The sequence below is a fragment of the Cellulomonas xiejunii genome (assembly GCF_024508315.1).
Lineage (GTDB): Bacteria > Actinomycetota > Actinomycetes > Actinomycetales > Cellulomonadaceae > Cellulomonas > Cellulomonas xiejunii.
Genome location: NZ_CP101987.1, coordinates 3745663 through 3766887, shown reverse-complemented (window position 1 = coordinate 3766887; position 21225 = coordinate 3745663). Strand labels below are relative to the sequence as shown.

At 68.4% G+C, this 21225-nt stretch carries 13 protein-coding genes; 11 read left to right on the top strand and 2 right to left on the bottom strand.

The annotated features are described in order from the left end of the window. Positions 1-52 precede the first annotated feature (52 nt). The 4 genes from NP048_RS17275 to NP048_RS17260 all read left to right on the top strand — a co-directional run bounded on the left by NP048_RS17275 (position 53) and on the right by NP048_RS17260 (position 4860). Entirely contained in the window at positions 53-1741 is a 1689-nt protein-coding gene (locus tag NP048_RS17275) for an NERD domain-containing protein (protein ID WP_227575195.1), read from the top strand. Between the two features lie 172 nt (positions 1742-1913). Beyond that, positions 1914-2561, top strand: coding sequence for a DUF6308 family protein (locus NP048_RS17270; RefSeq protein ID WP_227575196.1), 648 nt, complete (start codon positions 1914-1916; stop codon positions 2559-2561). A gap of 107 nt (positions 2562-2668) precedes the next feature. After that, entirely contained in the window at positions 2669-3790 is a 1122-nt protein-coding gene (locus NP048_RS17265) for a GTPase (RefSeq protein ID WP_227575197.1), read from the top strand. 548 nt (positions 3791-4338) lie between these two features. Further along, on the top strand, positions 4339-4860 hold the full coding sequence (locus tag NP048_RS17260; protein ID WP_227575198.1) for a hypothetical protein: 522 nt from the start codon (positions 4339-4341) through the stop codon (positions 4858-4860). A 122-nt stretch (positions 4861-4982) separates the two neighbouring features. Here the strand turns inward: NP048_RS17260 and NP048_RS17255 are convergent, their stop codons facing one another. Further along, a complete protein-coding gene (locus NP048_RS17255; RefSeq protein WP_227575199.1) occupies positions 4983-7508 on the bottom strand; it encodes a DUF4268 domain-containing protein in 2526 nt (841 codons plus the stop codon). 101 nt (positions 7509-7609) lie between these two features. On the opposite strand from NP048_RS17255, the gene NP048_RS17250 reads away from it, so the two are divergent. From NP048_RS17250 to NP048_RS17240, 3 genes are read left to right on the top strand one after another with little or no spacing between them, the layout of a single operon-like run. After that, the gene (locus NP048_RS17250; RefSeq protein WP_227575200.1) at positions 7610-9184 is read left to right on the top strand and encodes a type I restriction-modification system subunit M; all 1575 of its coding nucleotides are present in this window, start codon (positions 7610-7612) and stop codon (positions 9182-9184) included. Continuing rightward, positions 9181-10407, top strand: coding sequence for a restriction endonuclease subunit S (locus NP048_RS17245; protein ID WP_227575201.1), 1227 nt, complete (start codon positions 9181-9183; stop codon positions 10405-10407). Before NP048_RS17250 ends, NP048_RS17245 begins: the two co-directional genes overlap by 4 nt. Next, positions 10404-13451, top strand: a complete 3048-nt coding sequence (locus NP048_RS17240; RefSeq protein WP_227575202.1) for a type I restriction endonuclease subunit R — start codon at positions 10404-10406, stop codon at positions 13449-13451. Before NP048_RS17245 ends, NP048_RS17240 begins: the two co-directional genes overlap by 4 nt. A gap of 176 nt (positions 13452-13627) precedes the next feature. On the opposite strand, the gene NP048_RS17235 is transcribed toward NP048_RS17240, so the two are convergent. Then, the gene (locus NP048_RS17235; RefSeq protein ID WP_227575203.1) at positions 13628-13921 is read right to left on the bottom strand and encodes a hypothetical protein; all 294 of its coding nucleotides are present in this window, start codon (positions 13919-13921) and stop codon (positions 13628-13630) included. 303 nt (positions 13922-14224) lie between these two features. Between NP048_RS17235 and zorA the strand changes: the two genes are divergently transcribed. The 4 genes from zorA to NP048_RS17215 are packed head-to-tail and all read left to right on the top strand — an operon-like array spanning position 14225 to position 21193. After that, positions 14225-15886 carry an anti-phage ZorAB system protein ZorA gene (zorA, locus tag NP048_RS17230; protein WP_227575204.1) on the top strand — a complete coding sequence of 554 codons (1662 nt, stop codon included), beginning with the start codon at positions 14225-14227 and terminating at the stop codon, positions 15884-15886. Then, the gene (locus NP048_RS17225) at positions 15883-16674 is read left to right on the top strand and encodes an OmpA/MotB family protein (RefSeq protein WP_227575205.1); all 792 of its coding nucleotides are present in this window, start codon (positions 15883-15885) and stop codon (positions 16672-16674) included. Before zorA ends, NP048_RS17225 begins: the two co-directional genes overlap by 4 nt. Continuing rightward, complete coding sequence (locus tag NP048_RS17220; RefSeq protein ID WP_227575206.1) at positions 16671-18173, top strand: EH signature domain-containing protein; 1503 nt, start codon at positions 16671-16673, stop codon at positions 18171-18173. Before NP048_RS17225 ends, NP048_RS17220 begins: the two co-directional genes overlap by 4 nt. Next, positions 18164-21193, top strand: coding sequence for a DEAD/DEAH box helicase (locus NP048_RS17215; protein ID WP_227575207.1), 3030 nt, complete (start codon positions 18164-18166; stop codon positions 21191-21193). Before NP048_RS17220 ends, NP048_RS17215 begins: the two co-directional genes overlap by 10 nt. The last annotated feature ends 32 nt before the right edge of the window (positions 21194-21225 follow it).

Genomic DNA, 21225 nt, shown 5'->3' with positions numbered 1-21225 from the left:
CCGTGCGGTGTCGATACGGAAGACGGGACACCCACCCGAGGAGGTCACGACAGTGGCGCGCACCTACCCCGAGCACCCCGCGTTCCCCGAGGACGGCGGTGCCGAGCAGACCGTCTGGGAAGCGCTGCGCGACCACCTGCCGGACGACGCCGTGCTCCTCGCGGGCACCGCGCTGCAGGACGGTCCCAAGGAACGTGAGATCGACCTGCTCGTCGTGTGGCCGGGGCTGGGTGTCGCGGCGATCGAGGTGAAGGGCGGGCACGTCGTCCGCGCCGACGGGCAGTGGTGGCAAGGGTCCGGTGCGGGGCGTCACCCCATCGACCCCGTCGGGCAGGTGCAGGACGCCAAGCACACCCTCCTGGCGCTGCTGGCCCGGCACGGCCTCGCGGCGGCGCGGACCCGCACGGCGCACCTCGTCGCCCTGCCGCACACCTACGTGCCGGGGGACTGGGACGCGCCGGAGCTGCCGAGGACCATGCTGCTCGACCGGGGGGACGTCGCTGACGGCGGGCGCGCCGTCCACCTCGTGCGCCGGGCGATCGCCGAGCACGGGGCCGGTCACGCGCCGCTCGACGAGCCGGTCGCTGAAGCGCTCGTCGAGTGGCTGACCGGCGGGTTCCCGTCACAGGCTGAGACCCTCGCCGTCGCTGCCGAGTACGAGGACCACCTCGACCGGCTGACGCGCGAGCAGGCGCACGCCATGCGGTTCCTCGACGCGGTGCCGCGGGTGCACGTCGTCGGAGGGGCGGGGACGGGCAAGACGTGGCTCGCACTCGAGCACGCGCGCCGCCGTGCCCGGGCGGGGGAGCGCGTCGCGCTCATGTGCTACTCCCGCGGCCTGGCGCGGTACCTCGAGCGGACGACCGTGACGTGGCCGGTGCGGGAACGGCCCGCGTACGTCGGGCTGTTCCACGAGCTGCCGGTGCGGTGGGGCGCGGCGCCGGGCGACGACGCCGACCCGGCGGACTGGGAGGAGCGCCTGCCGCGCGAGCTCGGCGACCTCGCCGCGCAGCGCCCCGAGGCGGACCTGTTCGACGCCGTCGTCGTCGACGAGGCGCAGGACTTCGGCGACGAGTGGTGGCCGGCGCTGCTGCGCTGCCTGCGCGACCACGCCGGCGGCCGCCTCGCGGTGTTCTCCGACGACGGCCAGCGGGTGTTCCCCCGCTCCGGCACCGCGCCCGTCGAGCTGACCGTTATCGAGCTCGACGAGAACCTGCGCTCCACCAAGCAGATCGCCCAGCTCTGCGGCGCACTGCACGAGGGCGTCACCCGACCACGGGGGTGGCCGGGCGCGCCGGTGCGCGTCGTCGACGTCCCCGCCGAGGAGGCCGTCGGTGCCGCGGACGACGTCGTCGAGGCCCTGCTCGACGAGGGCTGGGAGCCCGGGCAGATTGCGTTGCTCACCACCGGGCGGCGGCATCCGATGCAGGTCGAGACCGTCGGGTTGGCCGGCTACCAGGAGTACTGGGACGGGTTCTTCGCTGGCGAGGACGTGTTCTACGGGCACGTTCTCGGGTTCAAAGGGCTCGAGCGGACGGTCGTCGTGCTGGCCGTCAACGGGATCCGGGACGCGGCGCGGGCGCGGACGATGCTCTACACAGGGCTGTCGCGGGCGCGGGTGCTGCTCGTGGTCGTGGGGCCGCGGGGGTACGTGGAGGACGTGGGTGGGGAGGCGGTGCGGAAGCGGTTGGGGGATGCGTGGGAGTGGGTGCTCGCATCTTCGGTCGACACGACCGGGTGAGGTTCGACCGCACCGGAGCGCAACTTCCTGAACTTCCTGTCCGCCGGTCGTGCCTCTGCGACACTTCGGGCACGGCGGGCGGCGCGGCACACGTCGGGCTTGGCAGCGCGGGTCAGCCGCACGTGTGGGAACCGCGCACCCAGCGCGTTGCGCTCGACGACGAGGAGACGACGTGCAGATCAGCGAACGACTCGAGGCTCTCCTGGTGCCGGCGGGTGAGCACATGGCGGTGGCGGCGCTCCAGCGCTACTTCGCGCCGCTGCCGGCGGGCGGCTTCACCGGTGCGTACTTCGAGCGGCTCGGAGGCGGCGGTGACCGGCCTGACGTTGCCGACACCTTCACGTCCGACGACATCGTGGCCGTGTCGATGCTCTCGGTGACTGTCCCCGCGTCCGCAGTGCTGCAGCTCCTCGAGGCGCGTGGACCCGAGTTGGGCGGCCTGCTCGCCAAGATCCCCACCGATGTGGCACTCGCCGAGATCACGGCCGACGAGGTGGGCGGAGCCTGGCCCGTGCGGGACGTCTACCGAGAGCTCCTGGCGATTCCCGGGATCGGCGAGACGACCGCCACCAAGCTGCTGGCGCGCAAGCGGCCGCATCTCGTCCCGATCCTCGACGCCGTCGTCACCGCCGAGCTGTCCGTCGTGAAGGGCCGCTACTGGGTGCCGTTGCACGCATGGCTCACCGCGGACGAGTGCGCCGGCCACCGACGGCTCGAGGAGCTTCGTTCCGCGGCCGGTCTCGGGTCGGAGGTGTCGGTGCTGCGGGTGTTCGACGTGCTCGCGTGGATGGTCGGCAGCGGGTACGTACCCGAGAACTAGATTTCAGCAGCTGTCGCGTGGCGCAGCCCCTTGCGTGGCGACAGGCTGGGTCGGCGCCGGACCCTGATGCGACCAGGCCCTCGGCCACCCCGGAGAAAGGCACCGAGATGAACCACACGACCGACGCCGCCGACGATCTCGTCCTCGCGGTCGAGGCGGAAGCGGAATCTGCCGTCGGCAGGGTCAACATCGCGATCTTCGGAGCCACCGGTGCGGGCAAGTCGTCCCTCCTCAACGCGGTCTTCGGTGCCGACGTCGCCGCGACGGGAGTGGGAAGCCCGGTCACCTCCGGAACCGCCCAGTACGTCAACCCGGCGGGCACGCTCGCCATCTACGACGGCGCCGGCTTCGAGCTCGGCCAGGGCAACCTCGCCAAGGACCTGCTGGGCCGGATCAAGAAGAGCCGCCGGCCGGGCAACGGGCTCATCCACATCGCCTGGTACTGCGTGAACTCTGCGACGGCCCGCCTTGAGCCGTCGCAGGCCCAGGCCATCCGCAAGGTCGCGGACCTCGGTATCCCGGTGGTTCTCGTCCTCACCAAGGTGGACGCCAAGGCGGGCGCCGCCGACCCCGCCGCCGTCGAGTTCGCGGAAGCGATCGCGGCGATGGACCTCCCGATCGTTGGTGGCCGACCAGTCCTGACTGCGGCGCTCTCCAACGACTTCGTCGGCACGGAGCGTCACGGCTTGGAAGCGCTGCTCGATGCGACATACCGTGCGGTGCCCGAGGCACAGCGGGTCGCGGTGGCTGCGGCACAGAAGATCGACCTTGCGATCAAGGCGCGGTACGCCAGGTCGTGGATCGCCGGCGCCGTGGCTTTCGCCGGCGGTGTCGGTGCCACCCCCATCCCACTCGCCGACGCGGCGGTCCTCGTGCCTGCGCAGGCAGCGCTGATGGCGAAGATCTCCGCGATCTACGACATCCCCAAAGAGCACACAGCGGCGATCGTGGGCGCTGTGACCAGCGCCGCCGGCGCCGGTGGTCGCGCGGCCGTCGGCAGTCTGGCGAAGCTGATCCCGGGGGTCGGAAGTCTTATCTCCGGCAGCGTCGCCGCGACGATCACCGGCGTGATGGGCGAGGGCTGGCGCGCGGTGTCCGAACGCGTCGTCACCGGGGACATGGAGCTCGCGGACGCCGACCAGATGGCTTCGGTGGTCAAGCAGTTCCTGTCTCACCTCAGCGCCCCGCAGTCCGAGCGCCCGCAGGATGCGGGACCGAGCGCCCCGTGAGTGCAGCGACGCGCGGGTCGGATGAAACAGGCGAATAACCCCTAAGCCCGTCTCTGTTTCGCATTTTGCGGTTGTCTCCCGCGAACGGGTTCCCGGTCCGGTACGCGTAGCGGAGCACGCCCAAGCGATGATCCGCAGGCGAAGGGTCGACTCGACGGCCGTGTCCACAAATCTGAGCTCATCAGCTGGATCACCTGCGGCAGGGAACGCCCCGACGGGCATCAGTGCCCGCTGCATTGAGGAATACTCTGACCATTGACGGTGGGACGGTTCTGGTCAGAGCGCCCCCAGTCTCGGAGGGGCACACTTTTCATGACGACCTACCACTTTTCGTGACGACGTACCGACGGCGAGGGCACTACCGCCGAGGCCGCGGCGGGCGCAAGCACTGGGTGTCGCCGCACACGGTGACCCGTGCCGGCGGCCGTGGGCGGACGTCCTACACCTGGCGAACCTACGGATCCTCGAGCGTTCGCTCGACCTCCCTCCCGCCCGCCCCAAGTGGCCCGAAGTCGACTCGATGGGCCAGTCCCAACGCCTTCTGCCCTGTGTGCAGAGCCGCCGTCTACTTCTACTCGAACGAGCACGGGAGCAGGGTCTACTTCGACGAGATGGGCCCACCCTGGCCGAAGCACCCGTGCACGCAGCCGGACGTCTCCCAGTCGGCGCGCGCCGGGCGTACGCAGGTAGTGCCAGTGCTCTACCCCATCGGCGAGGGTCAGGAACGACTCGCGCTAGCCCAGCGAGCTGACCGACGGCACGGGGATGCCTCCTACGGTCAGACCAACGGTGACGCGTGGATCGTCGTCGACCAGTGGGTCGACGACGACGGGACGTTCCTCATCCTGCGCCCCGCGTACTCGTTCCGTCGTCCGCGGGTCTGGCAGGTGTTGGACCCGGTCGACGTCAGCACCGGGTCGGTGGTCTTCATCGCCTCAGAGCAGTTGTCGTACGTGGACATGACGACCCTGGAAGCGGTGACAGCTGAAGTGCTGCTGTACCGCTACCACCCACGCACCTCACTGCTGGGGCGGCTGCGTGCCGCGTGGCGGCCGAGCCCGCGCGGCTGAAAAGAGAGTGGCGCCTGCCGAAACGGTGAGACCGTGCCTGCTCGGCTCCTGCCATCGCACGTCATGTCGGGACTGGCGTGACGCCGCTCGAGGCGGGGGCCATCACGCCTCGTCGAACCACCTCAGCCGAGACCTCTCATCTCGCTCGCGTACTTCATGAAGGTCGTGGCGAAGACCTCGGTCATGCTCACGAGCCACTGTGCGAGGCCGGGCGCGAGGTTCTCGTCCCGCCAGTCCCCGTCATGCCGCAGCATCACCTTGCTGGACTTGTGCTCGGGGTTGTCATGCCACTCGAGGGTGGCACCGAGTGCTTCCTCGATCTCCTGGCGACGTGCGTGCAGCTGCGCAAAGAGCGCCTTGTCGTTCCGGACGTAGAACGAGCAGTGGACGCCCGCCGGCTCCCGGGCGGAGAGCGACAGCACGACGATGCAGCCTGGGACGCCGATGTTGACGTCCACGGCGTCCTGCGTCGTGGGCTTGGGCCAGGACCGGACGATCGCCCCGGTCGACTCGCCGAGGTCCCGCACCGTCTGGAAGAACGCCTGCCGCTGTGCGAGCAGCGGCCTGGTGCCGGCGGACCGCCACGCGGGTGCTTCCTCCGGCACCTCGAGCCCGACGAGCGAGGCGAGCTCGCGGGCATCGATGAACTGCTCGGCGTCGGCGCGCCCATCACCGTCGAACCTCAGCCCTTCAGCCGCCAGGTAGGCGCGGGGCTCCTCGGTGCGCGCCGGGTCGAGCCAACGGAAGCCGGGGGAGATGGTCCCGCCGGTCTGCAGGACGCGCCACGCGCCCTGCATGAGATGCGTCGTGATGATCGCTGCAACGGGCTGAGGGTAGGACCCTGCGACGAGCGCGACCTCGCCGTAGGACGTCCACCGCCCGGCGGGGATCTCGGCGACGATCGAGGCGACCAGCCGACGGGTCTCCGAGGGCTGCTCGTCGCTCCCGCCCGTGAGGGCCTCGTTCGGTCCCGGCCAGAGGTCGACGATCCGCTCGGCCAGCGCCGCCCCGCGCGCGTCGATCTCGTGCACGCTCCAGGTCTGGCCTGCCGCGATCTCATGGTTCAAGCGCAGGCCGGACTCGGCCAGCATGGCCCGCTTTACGGAGAACGGGCGGTTGCTCAGCTCGCTGTTGTAGCCGGTGAGCGTGAGGTTCCCCAATGTGTGGACGACGCGTTCGTGCTCGGTTCTGACGTCCGCGTCCTCGGGCAGCCCTGCCGCGAACTCCCGGCGGGCGGTCTCGGTCAGTGTCTGGGGCAGGACGTGCTCGATGGTGAGGTGCGCGGGATCCACCGCTTCCTTGGACCCGTAGGACTCCTCGATCCACTGCAGGATGAGCTTCTTCTGTGCCGCGCGGCCCTGCCAGTAGAAGGGCACCACGCCGACGGCTCCGCGGATCTGCTTGTCGGTGGCGAAGTGCCGGCGTCCTCGAGACAAGTAGTCGCGCAGCGCGACGTCGACGGCGGAGGCGTCGGCGACCGCGGCGACGGCCTGGAGGAGGCTCCGGTTGAGGCCGGCGGTCGCACGGCCGAGCACGATGCGCCGCACGAAGTACGACTCCAACGTCAGCAGGGCGCTGGCCACCTGAGTCGGCGTCGCGGTGCCCGCGGCCCGGCGGGCAAGGAGCGTCATGACGACCGGGTAGGCGGTGGTCGAGCCCCACGCCCGGATGCGTTCCAGTCGACGGCGGATCACCGGGTCGAACTCCCGTGACGGGTCGAGGATCGTGGCGAGGAGGTCGCCGAGAGCGGCGATGCGGCGTACCTCGGACTCGATCTGCTCCGGGGTGGTGAGCTTCTCCAGGCGCTTCTGCTGACCCGCGTAGGTGTCCGACTGCTTGGCGCGCTCGTCACGCTGGGCCAGGTCCAGCCAGAACAGCAGCTCGAGCTCGTCCGAGGTGAGCTTCCTCTCCAGCGGCAGCCAGACGGCGTCGTAGACGTCCTCCGCGCGCCCGCCGAGGCGCATGAACAGGTAGTTCTTGAGCAGGTCCGACTGGTTGAGCTGGAGACCGGTGTTGTTGAGCGACTCGAAGATGCGGTGCGCGTTGTCACCGGGTTCGGCCGTCACCACGACGACGGCCAGCCCGTGGACGACGGCGTTCTCGATCTCCTCGAGGTCGTGCGGGTCGTCGGGGTCGTCCACTGCCGCGATCTTGGCCCGGAAGTGGTTGTAGGCGACGCCGATGCGATCGGAGCCGCCGGCATCCGGCGAGGACGTCAGTACCGCCTTGTACGCCTCGCGGTCGGCCTGCGTGGGAACCACCTTGGGGGGCTTGCCCTTGTCGTAGACGTTCGCCAGGTACTGGGCGTGGATGCCCTCAGCGCCCTCGGTGTCCCCGGTCTCGGCGAGGTGGTCGCGCAGGGCCGCGAGCAGGATCGTGAGTGTCGTCAGGCGTTGCTGACCGTCGACGACGAGCAGCTTCGACACCCCGACCGCGTTGAAGTCGGGACTAGTGGCCAGGACGAGCGAGCCGATGAAGTGGCTCGTCGCCGGCGCGGTGCGTCGGGCGGCCGCCAGCTCGACGACGTCGTCCCAGAGCTGGTCGAGCTGCTTCGTGCCCCAGGAGTATGTCCGCTGGTACAGCGGCACCTGGTACTGCTTCTTGCCCTCGAGGACCCCCGCGAAGCTGGTCTCCGTCGCCTTGACCACGTGTGCCTCCGGGCTCTCATCGGTGAACGAGCTCGCGTCACCGTAGCGCTACCGGCGTCGTTGGAGCCGGTGTGTCGGCGAGCGGGGCTAATGTCACCCGCATGAACCGCGAGACCCAGAGGGCAGAGCTCCACAAGACCATCTGGAGGATCGCGAACGACCTCCGTGGCAGCGTCGACGGCTGGGACTTCAAGCAGTACGTGCTCGGGTTCCTCTTCTACCGGTACATCTCGGAGAACCTCACCGACTACCTGAACTCCCACGAGCACGCGTCGGGCAATCCGGACTTCGACTACGTCAAGGTTCCCAACCGCGACGTCGAGGACCCCGACCTCGTCCGGGAGATCGTGGCGGAGAAGGGATTCTTCATCCGCCCCTCGGAGCTCTTCGCGAACGTCCGCGCACGAGCACTCCGTGACCAGAACCTCAACGAGACGCTGGAGCGGGCCTTCCGCAATATCGAGGGGTCCGCTGTCGGTACGGTCGCCGAGAACGACCTCAAGGGCCTGTTCGACGACATGGACGTCAACTCGAACAAGCTCGGGCCCACGGTGGCCAAGCGCAACGAGCGGCTCGTCAAGCTGCTCGACGCGATCGGGGAGCTGAACCTCGGCAACGGGCCGTTCACCGAGAACAAGATCGACGCGTTCGGCGACGCGTACGAGTACCTCATGCAGATGTACGCCTCGTCCGCCGGCAAGTCCGGCGGGGAGTACTACACCCCGCAGGAGGTCTCCGAGCTGCTCGCCCGCATCACCGTGGTCGGCAAGACGAGCGTGAACAAGGTGTACGACCCGGCGTGCGGGTCAGGGTCACTGCTGCTGAAGTACCGCAAGGTCCTCGGCAAGGATGGCGTGCGCCAGGGGTACTACGGCCAGGAGATCAACCTCACCACGTACAACCTGTGCCGCATCAACATGTTCCTGCACGACGTGAACTACGAGCACTTCGACATCGCCCATGGCGACACCCTCATCGACCCGGCCCACTGGGACGACGAGCCGTTCGAGGCGATCGTGTCCAACCCGCCCTACTCGATCAAGTGGGAGGGCGACGCCAACCCGCTGCTCATCAACGACCCGCGTTTTGCGGCGGCCGGTGTGCTCGCCCCCAAGTCCAAGGCGGACCTGGCCTTCACGATGCACATGCTGTCGTGGCTCGCCGTCAACGGCACCGCGGCGATCGTCGAGTTCCCCGGCGTGCTCTACCGCGGCGGTGCGGAACAGAAGATCCGCAAGTACCTCATCGACAACAACTACGTCGACGCCGTCATCCAGCTCCCGCCGGACTTGTTCTTCGGGACGACGATTGCGACCTGCGTCATCGTGCTCAAGAAGTCCAAGACCGACAATGCGGTGCTGTTCATCGACGCGTCTGCCGAGTTCGTGCGCGGCGGGAACAAGAACAAGCTCACGGAGGCGAACCAGGCCAGGATCCTGGAGGCGTTCACGGCCCGGGAGGACGTCGCTCACTTCGCGCGCCTCGTCGAGAACGAGGCAATCGGTGAGAACGGCTACAACATCTCCGTGTCGTCCTGGGTGGAAGCTGAGGACACCCGGGAGGTCGTCAACATCACCGAGCTCAACGCCCGCATCGCGGGCATCGTTGAACGCCAGGCCTCACTGCGTAAGCAGATCGACGCCATCGTCGCGGGTCTCGAAGGTGTGGACGCGTGAGCCGCATCGATGAGCTGATCGAGCGCTACGCGCCTGACGGAGTCGAGTACAGGACCCTCGGCGATGTTGGTGAATTCGTCCGTGGGAACGGGTTGCAGAAGACGGACTTGCGGGATACGGGGGTTCCTGCGATCCACTATGGCCAGATCCACACGGTCTATGGCGTATGGACTGAGAAGGCGGTCTCCTGCGTCGAGCCGGAGTTTGCTGCGCGCCTACGTAGGGCCGAGCCAGGGAACCTCATCATTGCGACGACAAGTGAGGATGACGGTGCGGTAGCGAAGGCCACGGCTTGGCTTGGCGGGACCGAGGTTGCCGTCAGCGGGGATGCGCATATCTACCGGCACGGCCTCGATCCGAAATATGTGGCCTACTTCTTCCAGTCCGAGGCGTTCAAGGATCAGAAGCAGAGCGGGATCACGGGAACCAAGGTTCGCAGGATCTCGGGTGACCGACTGGCAAGGATCCGGATTCCGGTACCGCATCTCGAGGTGCAGCGGGAGATCGTGAGGGTCTTGGATGCCTTCACGGAGCTGGAGGCGGAGCTGGAGGCGGAGCTGGAGGCGGAGCTGGAGGTGCGCACGCAGCAGTACGCCCACTACCGTGACTCGCTCCTTCTCGCTGATCGAGACGTCGACTGGGTGCCGCTAGGGAGGATTGCGGCGTTCAAGTACGGCTACACCGCTACGGCGAAGATGGAGGGTGACTACCGGTTCATTCGGATTACCGACATCAACCCTCAGGGCAAGCTGCTTCCGAATGGTGCAAAGTTTGTCGATATGTCGCATGACACCGACCAGTACCTCGTAAAGCCGGGTGACGTTCTCATGGCGCGCACGGGGGCGACGTACGGCAAGACAGTCCTGATCGGCGAGATCGCCCCGGCCGTGTATGCCTCATTCCTAATCCGGATCCGGTTCGGCGAGAGGACGCTTCTTCCTTCCTATTACTGGCATTTTGCGCAGAGTCAGCTGTACTGGAGTCAGGCGAATCGCCTCGTGGGTGGGGGTGCCCAGCCTCAGTTCAACGCGAACTCGCTGAAGACGGTGCTCGTTCCTGTCCCGCCGCTCGAGCAACAGCAGCGGGTTGTGGACCTGCTCGACGGTTTCGATGCCCTTGTGAACGACCTGTCGTCGGGCCTGCCTGCGGAGATCGAGGCGCGTCGCCAGCAGTACGCGTACTACCGCGATCGGCTGCTGTCGTTCAAGGAGGTTGTTGCGTGAGCGATGGGGCGGTTGCGCGGTTCGAACCGATCGCTGTGTCGTCGGAGTCGACGGTCGTCGCGGAGTTCGCGGCCGATCCGGCGGAGGCGACGCGCTACCAGTCGGAGGCCGAGCTCGAGGCCGAACTCGTCAGGCTGCTGCGGGAGCAGGCGTACGACTACCTGCCGATCACCGCGGAGGCCGATCTGATCGCGAACCTCCGCACCCAGCTCGAGGCGCTCAACCGGATCACCTTCACCGACGGCGAGTGGCAGCGGTTCTTCACCGAGAAGATCTCGGGGGAGCGGGACGGCATCGTCGAGAAGACGGTCCGCATCCAGGAGGACCACGTCCAGCTGCTCAGGCGCGACGACGGGTCGTCGAAGAACATCACCCTGCTGGACAAGACCCACATCCACAACAACCGGCTGCAAGTGATCAACCAGTACGAGGTGCCCGGAGCGGACGCGGGGGCAGACGTCCCGGCGCAGCGAGCGAACCGCTACGACGTGACGATCCTCGTCAACGGGCTGCCGCTGGTGCACGTCGAGCTCAAGCGGCGGGGGGTCGACATCCGGGAGGCGTTCAACCAGATCAACCGCTACCAGCGCGACTCGTTCTGGTCCGGCTCACGCCTGTTCGAGTACGTCCAACTCTTTGTCATCTCCAACGGGACGCTGACGAAGTACTACTCGAACACGACCCGTGCGCAGCACCTCGACGAGCAGAGCAAGGGCAAGCGCGGCCGCAAGACCTCGAACTCCTTCGAGTTCACGTCCTGGTGGGCGGACGCCACCAACAAGCCGATCACCGACCTCGTCGGGTTCACCCGGACCTTCTTCGCCAAGCACTCGCTGCTCAACGTGCTCACGCGGTACTGCGTGCTCACCCACGACCGGATGCTGCTCGTCATGCGCCCATACCAGATCGCGGCGACGGAACGGATCCTCAACCGCATCGAGACCTCCACGAACCTCAAGCAGCTCGGCACCCCTGCGGCAGGGGGATACATCTGGCACACGACCGGGTCCGGCAAGACCCTCACGTCCTTCAAGGCGGCGCAGCTCGCGTCCAGGCTCGGTGATGTCGACAAGGTGCTGTTCGTCGTCGACCGCAAGGACCTGGACTACCAGACCAAACTCGAGTACGAGCGGTTCCAGAAGGGCGCGGTCAACTCCAACAAGTCGACGGCAGTCCTGAAGCAGCAGCTCGAGAACCCCTCAGCACGGATCATCATCACGACGATCCAGAAGCTGTCGACCTTCATCGCCAAGAACAGGGGCCACGCTGTCTACGACGGGCACGTCGTCATCATCTTCGACGAGTGCCACCGGTCGCAGTTCGGTGACATGCACACCGCCATCACCAAGGCGTTCAAGCGGTACCACCTGTTCGGATTCACCGGGACGCCGATCTTCGCCGGCAATGCCGGCACGGGCGGGAACCCGGCGTTGCGGACCACGGCCCAGGCGTTCGGCGACAAGCTGCACACGTACACGATCGTCGACGCAATCAGCGACAAGAACGTCCTGCCCTTCCGCATCGACTACGTCAACACCGTCAAGGTCGGCGCGGTCGTCGACAAGCAGGTCTCTGCGATCGACACCGAGCGTGCGCTGCTCGACACCTCCCGCGTGCGGCAGGTCACGCAGTACGTGATCGACCACTTCGACCAGAAGACCAAGCGCAACCAGACCTACGCCCTCAAGGACCGTCGCGTAGCCGGCTTCAACGCCTTGTTCGCGACGGCGTCCATCGAGGCAGCGAAGATCTACTACAACATGTTCGGCCGCCTCCAGGCCGACCTGCCGGAGGCGAAGCGGCTCAAGGTCGCGCTCATCTACTCCTACGCACCCAACGAGGCCGAGGACGAGACCGGCGCAGGGCTGCTCGGCGAGGAGGAGTTCGAGACCGATCTCCTGGACCGCTCGTCGCGCGACTTCCTCGAGGACGCCATCCAGGACTACAACGACATGTTCGGCACCTCGTACGACACGGGCGCGGACGGCTTCCAGAACTACTACCAGGACCTGTCCCTGCGGATGAAGAACCGCGAGGTCGACCTGGTCATCGTCGTCAACATGTTCCTCACCGGGTTCGATGCGACCACGCTGAACACGCTGTGGGTGGACAAGAACCTGCGCGCCCACGGCCTGATCCAGGCGTTCTCGCGGACCAACCGGATCCTCAACTCGGTCAAGACCTACGGCAACGTCGTCTCCTTCCGGGACCTGGAGACCCAGACCAACGACGCGATCGCGCTGTTCGGCAACAAGGACGCCGCCGGCATCGTGCTGCTCAAGCCCTACGGCGAGTACTTCGACGAGTACGCCGAGAAGGTGACCGAGTTACGCGAGCGGTTCCCCCTCGGGCAGCAGATCATCGGGAAGCAGGCGCAGAAGGACTTCATCGCCCTGTTCGGGGCGCTGCTGCGGCTGCGCAACATCCTGGTGTCGTTCGACGACTTCGCCGGCGGCCAGATCCTGTCGGACCGGGACCTGCAGGACTACCAGTCGGTCTACCTGGACCTCTACCAGGTCTTCCGCCGCACGGATCGGGCCGACCGGGAATCGATCAACGACGACGTCGTCTTCGAGATCGAGCTGATCAAGCAGGTCGAGATCAACGTCGACTACATCCTCATGCTCGTCGAGAAGTACCGGGCAGCCAAGGGCGATGGCGAGGACAAGGAGATCAAGGCCACGATCGACCGCGCGGTCGACTCCAGCCCGTCGCTGCGCAACAAGAAGGACCTCATCGAGGAGTTCGTCGACCGGCTGTCCGTCGACGAGGAGGTCGCCGAGGAGTGGCGCGCCTACGTGGCGGCCAAGCGCGAGGCGGAGCTCGCCCGGATCATCATTGAGGAGAACCTGCGGCCCGAGCAGACCCGCGCCTTCGTCGACACCGCCTTCCGCGACGGACAGGTACGCGGCACGGGCACCGCCATCACCCAGATCTTGCCTCCGGTCTCCCGGTTCGCGAAGGGCTCGAACCACGGAGCCAAGAAGCAGACGGTCATCGACAAGCTCGCTGCGTTCTTCGAACGTTTCTTCGATCTGGCGTGATGGGGGCTTCGCCGGTCAGCTGGGTGCTGGACCATGATGCGGGAATCAGGCACGGCTCGACGGTTCGGATGTCGCCGGGCCGCCGGTTCTTGGTCCAACGAGATCCTTGCGATGTCGACGCAGTACCCGCCGTGGGGGTAGTTGCGGTGTCGTCGTCCTTGAGGTGATCGTTGGTCCTACACGTCGGGACTGTTCGCCTGCCTGGGCCACCGGTTGACCCGACGCCCCGCTGTGATGGACGAGAACGCGACCTCTGCGTAGATGCTCCTCAGCTTGCTCCTCTCCTCGAAAGGGAGGATCAGGCGTCGTTTCCATCGTCGGTCGGCGTGTGCGCCAATCACTGGCGCGTGAAGCTTCAGCGTGAGAGTCGGGTCGCCGAGGCGGCCGCTGTATCTCACCCGACGCACCGACACGGGGAGATGCACCGTCGCCTCGACGCTGTCGATCGGCAGCCCCCCGGGGTTGTCCACGCGGAACTCGTAGAGCCACTGCCCCGAGCCGTCATTCTCGGGATGGTCCGGGGCCTCGAGGGCCTGTCCAGAGAGTCATGGCGGCAGCCTGATGCTCGCGAGACCGATCGGCAAGAGGTGCTTCGCGCAGCGGCGCTGCCCTCCAGGAGATGTCGTCCATGCATGGCCACCGTCCGTGGCGCACAACGCACACCCGTTGTCGAGCCCACCTCAAGCATGTCCCCCGATCGGCCGATCGGGTCACAGGGCCGTGCGTTCTCGCGCTGCGTCTCACCCAGGATCCTGACGGAAGTGACCTGACCCATGAACGTGTTCCCCGACTTCGGCATGCTCTTCAGCGGCACCGTGGAGGCGGTGACGCCGATCCTGGTGCTCGTCATCTGGGGGCTGTCCCTCTGGGTCGTCCTCTTCGCGACGCGTGAGGCCAGGCGCGCGGTGGCGCTGCTCAAGGAGTCGGCGCGGCCGCTCGACGGTGTCGTGCAGGGCGACCTGTGGGCACGCCGGTCGGAGATCGTCGAACGTGCTGAGGCGCAGTCCGACCCGGTGGCGCACGCGTGGCGGGAGTTCAACGAGACGCTGGTGAGCGATGGTCGCCAGCTCTTCAACACCGTCGAGGCCGCAGAGTTCTTCAACGAGCACCGGTTCGCGCCGCGCCTCGTCGACAACCGCCTGGTGCACGCCGCTCCGACGGCTCTGACGATGCTGGGGCTGCTGGGCACGTTCATCGGCCTCACCGTGGGTCTGCGGGGCCTCGATCTCGGCTCGACGGCAGACGAGCTGCGCGTCGGCATCCAGGGGCTCGTCCACGGTGCTTCGCTCGGGTTCACAGCCTCGCTCTGGGGCGTGTTCATGAGCCTGGTGACGAACGTCTCCGAGCGGTACCAGGAGCGACGCGTCATCAAGAGGGCGCGCGCGCTGCAGGCGCGCATCGACGACCTGTTCCAGATGCGTTCTCCCGAGCAGTCCCTCTCGGAGATCGCGTCCTCCACCGCAGACTCGAAGGAGGCACTGGCCCACCTCCACGAGAAGATCGGCTCCTCCTTGCAGGAGTCGGTGCGCACCATGACCGCGAACACGAGCGAGGCGGTCAGCGCGGCCATCCAGGAGTCGCTCGCACCGATCATGCAGGACCTGGCCAACCGCGCCGCCAACCAGTCGGCCGACGTCTTCAAGGAGATCTCGGGCCAGCTCACCGCGTCCTTCCACGACATCGGCACGACGTTGGCCACGGAGCTGCGGACGTCCTCGGAGTCGATGCGCAGCACGCTCGAGTACATGGGCACGCAGCTCGCGCTTCAGGCCGACCAGCACCTCGCCCACATGGCCGAGATGCAGCGCACGACGTCTGCGCAGATCCAGGCGATCACGGAGGCCGCGTCTCGCCAGGTCGAGCTGCTCGACGAGGCGCTGCCGAAGGTGGTCGCGAACCTCGACCGGGCCGCGGGCCTGGTCGGGGAGGCTGCGAGCGGGATGGAGACGTCGACCGCCAACCTCGAGCGCGTGGCCGGCGGCCTCGGCGAGGTCAGCACGACGCTCGGTTCGACCCTCGCGGCGAGCGTCGGCACCCTCGACGAGATGGCGAGCCGGACGGTCGAGGTCGCGCGTGCTCTCGACGGTCAGCGGGAGGTCGTCACGAACCTGGCCGAGCGCTCGACCGCTGCGGCGGACCGTCTCGCCGAGGCGTCGCGCACGCTGCACGGCGGATTCGACGCGATGCGCACCACGCAGGGCGCGTTCCTCGAGGACCTCGACAAGCAGCTCACCCGCCACTCGGCGGCGATGGCGGGGTGGCTGGCGGACTACGGCAGCAAGGTCGAGGCGCAGACGGCGCAGCGGATGGACACCTGGAACAGCCAGACCGAAACCTTCACGAGCAACATGATCCGGGCGACCAGTGCGCTCTCGGACGCGGTGGACGAGCTCAGCGTGCCGCGTCCTGTCGCTGACGCGAGCGTGGGGGCATGAGCACCCGGATCCTGCGCCGTCGACGCGCTGCGGAGAGTGCCGAGGAGACCGTCTGGATCTCCTTCTCCGACCTCATGACGGCCCTGCTCACCGTCTTCATGCTGGCAGCCGTGGCGCTCGTGTTCTCGCTGACGCAGGAGCAGGACGCGCTGACACAGGTCCGCGCCGAGGCCGAAGAAGCGAAGGCGCGGGGCGACCGGTTCGACGACGTGCTCAACAGCTTGAGCACGAGCGAGCAGGTCCGGGCCGAGATGGTCGCGGAGATCCGCGACACGCTCGCCGCGCAGGGCATCGGCGTCGAGGTGGACGCCGCGCACACGGTCATCCGTGTGCCCGTCGAGCTCCTGGGCTTCGACAGCGGCTCGTCGGACATCCGCCCCCAGAACGAGGCGAGTGCACTGACCATCGGCACGGTCATCGCGGATGCGCTGGTCAAGGACGAGCGCTACCGGCAGCTCGACACCGTCTTCGTCGAGGGTCACACCGACGACGTCCCGATGGACAGCCTGTACGGGGGCAACTGGGGCCTGTCGTCCAACCGTGCGATCTCGCTGTGGCGCTTGTGGGAGGGACGGCTCCCGGCAGACCTCGGCGGGCTCACCGGGCACGCGGGCGAGCGACTGTTCTCCGTCTCCGGCTACGCCGAGACCCGTCCGGTCAACGCCACCCAGGTCACCGACGCCGACCGAGCGGCGAACCGGCGTATCGACATCCGGTTCACGGAGCACCGGTTCTCGCAGGACGAGCTGGCGGCGATCCGCGATGCGGCCGGGGCGGACACCGCATGAGGACGACGCTCGTCGAGCTGCCCGCCTGGACCGTCGGACTGCCCGCGTGGCAGCCGAGCGTCACTGCAGCCTGGCAGGAACGGGCGGAAGCGGCGGGAGCGATCACGGAGCGCGCCGGCACCGGGCGCAACTTCGACGCGCTCGTCGCGGAGGCGCGATCGCTACTCACGGCGGGTGAGCACGACGCTGTGCTCAGGCGGTCGCGGGACCGCCGTTTCCTGCGGGCCGTGATCACCGTGTGGGCCGACGACGAGGCGCTCGCGCGGGCCACGATGACCCCCGGTCTGCTGCAGTCGCTGAGCATCGCGGGCGTGTTCTCCCGTCTGACGACGATCACCGCGGTGTCCCTGCTGCTCGAGCACTTCGACCTCCTCGACGAGTGGCGCCCGGGCACCTTCGACGCGCTCGCCCGTCTGGTGCGGGAGGCCGTGCGGACGGCGCCAACGCGGGGGGAGCGCGACGTCGTCGAGTCGCTCCGTGTCAACGCCGCGGTGATGTTCGTCCCTGACGGGCCGCAGCGGCTTGCAGCCTGGCTCATCACGCAGGACATCGACCCGGTCACCTGGCTGCGGAGTCACGGGCTCTCGGCGCACCTCGACTCACGCTTCGGGCGGGTCGCCCGGGACGCGTACTTCCTCGCCTGGATCGCGGCCGCCGACGCAGCCCGGAACGACCAGCCGTACCTCACGTCCATCACGGACGAGGTGGTGGCCCGGCAACGCACCGAGACGACGGATGCCGACGGCCGGTACTTCGGCCACCTCGTGCTGGAGGCGCTCACCGCCAAGCCGACCCACCACCCGAGCACCACCTGGCTCGAGGCTGTCCTCGCCATCGGTGGTGACCCCCGGGCGCAGGAGACGAACCAGTGGCGGACGTGGTGGGCACGTGTCTCACCGGAGGCGGTCCAGCGGGCTGTCCGCTGGATGCAGGGTCTCAACCTGCGGGCGTTCCTCGACGGGGTCGAGGCGTACGCGCGGGAGACCGGGAACGAGGGCATGCAACGCATGCTCGAGCGGCGTCGACGCTTCCTCCTGGGGCTGTACGAGCAGGACCTCGCGCAGGACGTGCGCCTCATCCTGGGTGACGGCATCCGCAGGTGGATCGCCCGGACGTCGACGGTGGCCACGGACGCTGCGGTACTGCGCGGGTCGATCTCCGGTGACACGGCGATGGTCTACATCGACTGTGGGAGCTTCTCCCTGGTCGAGGGATCACACAACTTCAAGCTCCACCTCTACGTCGGTGGTGGTGTTCCGGCGATCGAAGACCGAAGCGCCACCGAGTTCGACGTCGCGTACCTGCGTGAGGTGTACCCCGAGCGACACTTCCGAAACCACGGCGGGCACATGTACCTCGCGGTGACTCATCAGGGCACCGAGTGGATCCGCACGGCGCTCGACTTCCTGCGGTCCCGGGGCGTCGTGCTGGACGAGCGGGCGCTCATGACGCCCAACGACTACGCCGACCTGGCGCGACGCCGAGCAGGATGGCGCTGACCGTGGGCCTCATCGACCGCATCCGCAAGCGCCGCAGCACCACCCCCGACGACGAGTTCTCCCCGACGCCGGGCTTCCGGATCGACTACGGCGATGAGACGCGCTTCGTCACCGACGCCGAGACGTTCGCGCTCATGGGAGATGGGCGCGCCCAGCGCACCGCCCAGGAGCAGTACTACGTGCTCGACGCGCTCGTCGACGAGGGCAGGGCCGCCCACCTTCCCGACGGCTTCGCGGTCCCGGCCGAGGAGCTCGCACTCCTGCAGGACGACGACGCCGCGGTCCTCGACCTGCCACCACGGTTCACCGGTGGGATCCACGCCGACGTCCGACGCTGGACCGACCACGCGGACTTCGGGATCGACCTGGATCTGCAGGTGGGGCCGTACCCGGAGGCGCCGCGCCGCCGCGGCCCCGTCGTCCGCGCCGGCGGCCGGTTGCACCGCACGAGCCTGCCGCTGCTGCGCGCACTGCGGGCCGTCGAGGACCACGCGGCGCTGCCTCCCGACGCCCGGACGGAGACGGCGAACGTACGGCTGGTCGCCGAGCTCCAGCAGGCGCAGCGCCTGGCGACGAGCGGCGACCGCAACGTCCGCGACGACCACTTCCGGGTGTCGCTCGGCGCGCTCGACAGGTTCACCACGGTGACCCCGCGGTCGGTCGGCATCCTCGTCGAGCCGCAGCCGGACGGCTCCTTGATGGTGGAGCCGGACCTCGGCCCCGAGATCGACCGCTCGCTGGTCGCGAAGCGGTGGCACCACCTGGACCACGTCGCCGCCGGCGACACGGACGAGGGGACGCCCCCGCAGGCGGCCGTGCTCCGCGCCGACAACACGCTGGTCCTCCTCGAGCCCGAGCACGTGGCCGGTGTGCGCGAGGTGCGCCGACGCCCCCGCATCCCCGCCGACCAGGCTCGTCGGCTGTTCGAGGCGCCCGGATCCTTCTACGACCCCGCTGTCGTCGACGTCGACATCCGCTTCAGCGCCCGCGTCGCGGGCCTGGGCGTGATCGCCCCCGTCACGTTCAACGAGGCCGCCGCCAGCGGCATCGCGTGGTTCGGGGAGCAGACGTCCCTCAGCCCGCCGGCATTGCTCGAGACCGCCGCGCGCGACGCCCAGCAGCAGGAGTCCATCGAACGGGCCGTCACCGCCGCCTGGGACAGCGGGGAGTCGGTCGTCCCGGTGGGGGACCAGCTGGTCGACGTCTCCGACCGCTCCCTCGTGCAGGAGGCGCTCGACGCGTCCCGTCGGCGCATCGACGCGCTCGGGGTCACCGAGCCCGCCGCGTCACCGGTCGAGCCGTCGGACGAGCGGACCGGTCCGGTCGTCACCGTCGGGATGCACATCCTCGATGCGACGGACGCCACGGACCGCCTCCGGGAACGTGCTCTCGCAGCCAGGCCGCTGCAGCCGCTCGACGAGGCGGCCCTGCGGCGCAGCCCGTTCCCGCACCAGCGCACCGGGATCGAGTGGATGACCGGGCTCATGCAGGATGCGCTCCTCGCGGGGCCGCACGACACCACGCGCGTCCAAGGGGCGCTCCTGGCCGACGACATGGGCCTGGGCAAGACCTTCATGACGCTCGCCGCGCTCGCCGAGGCGTACCGTCCACTGCGCGAGCAGGGACGAGAGGTCCCGGCCACCCTGGCCGTCATGCCGGTGGCACTGCTGGAGAACTGGCTGCAGGAGATCGAGTCGACGTTCGGCACGCGGCACGGCCCGTTCGACGACGTCGTCGTGCTCCAGGGCGCCGGCCTGGGCGACTACCGGCTGCACGGCGCCACCCGCGAGACCGCTGCCTCTGCCGACGACCTCGACGAGCACGGCATGGTGCGCGAGGACCGCATCCACGTCGCGCTGCGCGTCGGCGAGGGGTGGAAGGAGGCGCGGTTGGACCGTCCCGGCGTCCTCGTGCTCACCACCTACGAGACGCTGCGCCGCTACCAGGTGTCCCTCGGCGTCGTCGACTGGGGCGTCGTCGTCCTCGACGAGGCGCAGGCCACGAAGAACCCGGAGATCCTGGCGACGCGCGCAGCCAAGGGCCTCAAGGCGCGGTTCAAACTGCTGGCGACGGGTACTCCGGTCGAGAACTCGCTGCGTGACTTCTGGTCGCTCGTCGACACGGCGCAGCCCGGACTCCTCGGCACCTGGGCCGACTTCCAGGAGACCTGGGTCAAGCCCATGAAGGCGGCGAGCGGGCCGGAGCACGAGCAGCTCGGGCGGGAGCTGCGCGAGGCCGTCGGCCCGTTCATGCTGCGGCGCATCAAGGAGGACCACCTCGAGAACCTGCCGCCCAAGCGGATCCACGAGTACCCGCAGGCGATGCCGGCGGCGCAGGTCGCGGTCTACGACGACGTACTGGCCGGCCACCGTGCGCGAGCCGGGGCCAAGGGTGCCGCACTCAAGACGCTCCACGAGCTGAGCGCCGCCTCGCTGCACCCGGGCCTGCTCAACGGCACGCTCGACGGTGACCCGCGTCGTGTCGACGACTCCGCGCGGACCCTCGTCGCGGTCCGCGGCGTGCTCGACACGGTCCGCGACGCAGGAGAGAAGGCGATCGTCTTCGCCAAGACGAAGGACGTCCAGCGGGCCCTCGCGCTGTGGCTGCGGGAGATCTACGGGCTGCGCGTCGACATCGTCAACGGTGACACCCCTGCCACCGGCACCGGCGACACCCGCCTGACGAAGATCCGCGCCTTCGAAGCAGTGCCCGGGTTCAACGTCATCGTCCTGTCACCCCTCGCAGTCGGTGTGGGTCTGACCGTCGTGGGCGCGAACCACGCCATCCACCTCGAACGGCACTGGAACCCCGCCAAGGAGGCGCAGGCCACGGACCGCATCCACCGCATCGGGCAGACCCGGGAGGTGCACGTGCACTACCCGATCGCGCTGCACCCCGACGTCGAGTCGTTCGACATCAACCTCGACCGGCTGCTGCGCTCCAAGGTGGCGCTCAGGGACGCGGTGGTGGTGCCGCAGGAGGTGACGCAGGAGGAGCTGGAGCGGGCGCTGGGGTTGTGATGTCCTGGCGGCGTTAGCTCGATCGTTTTCAC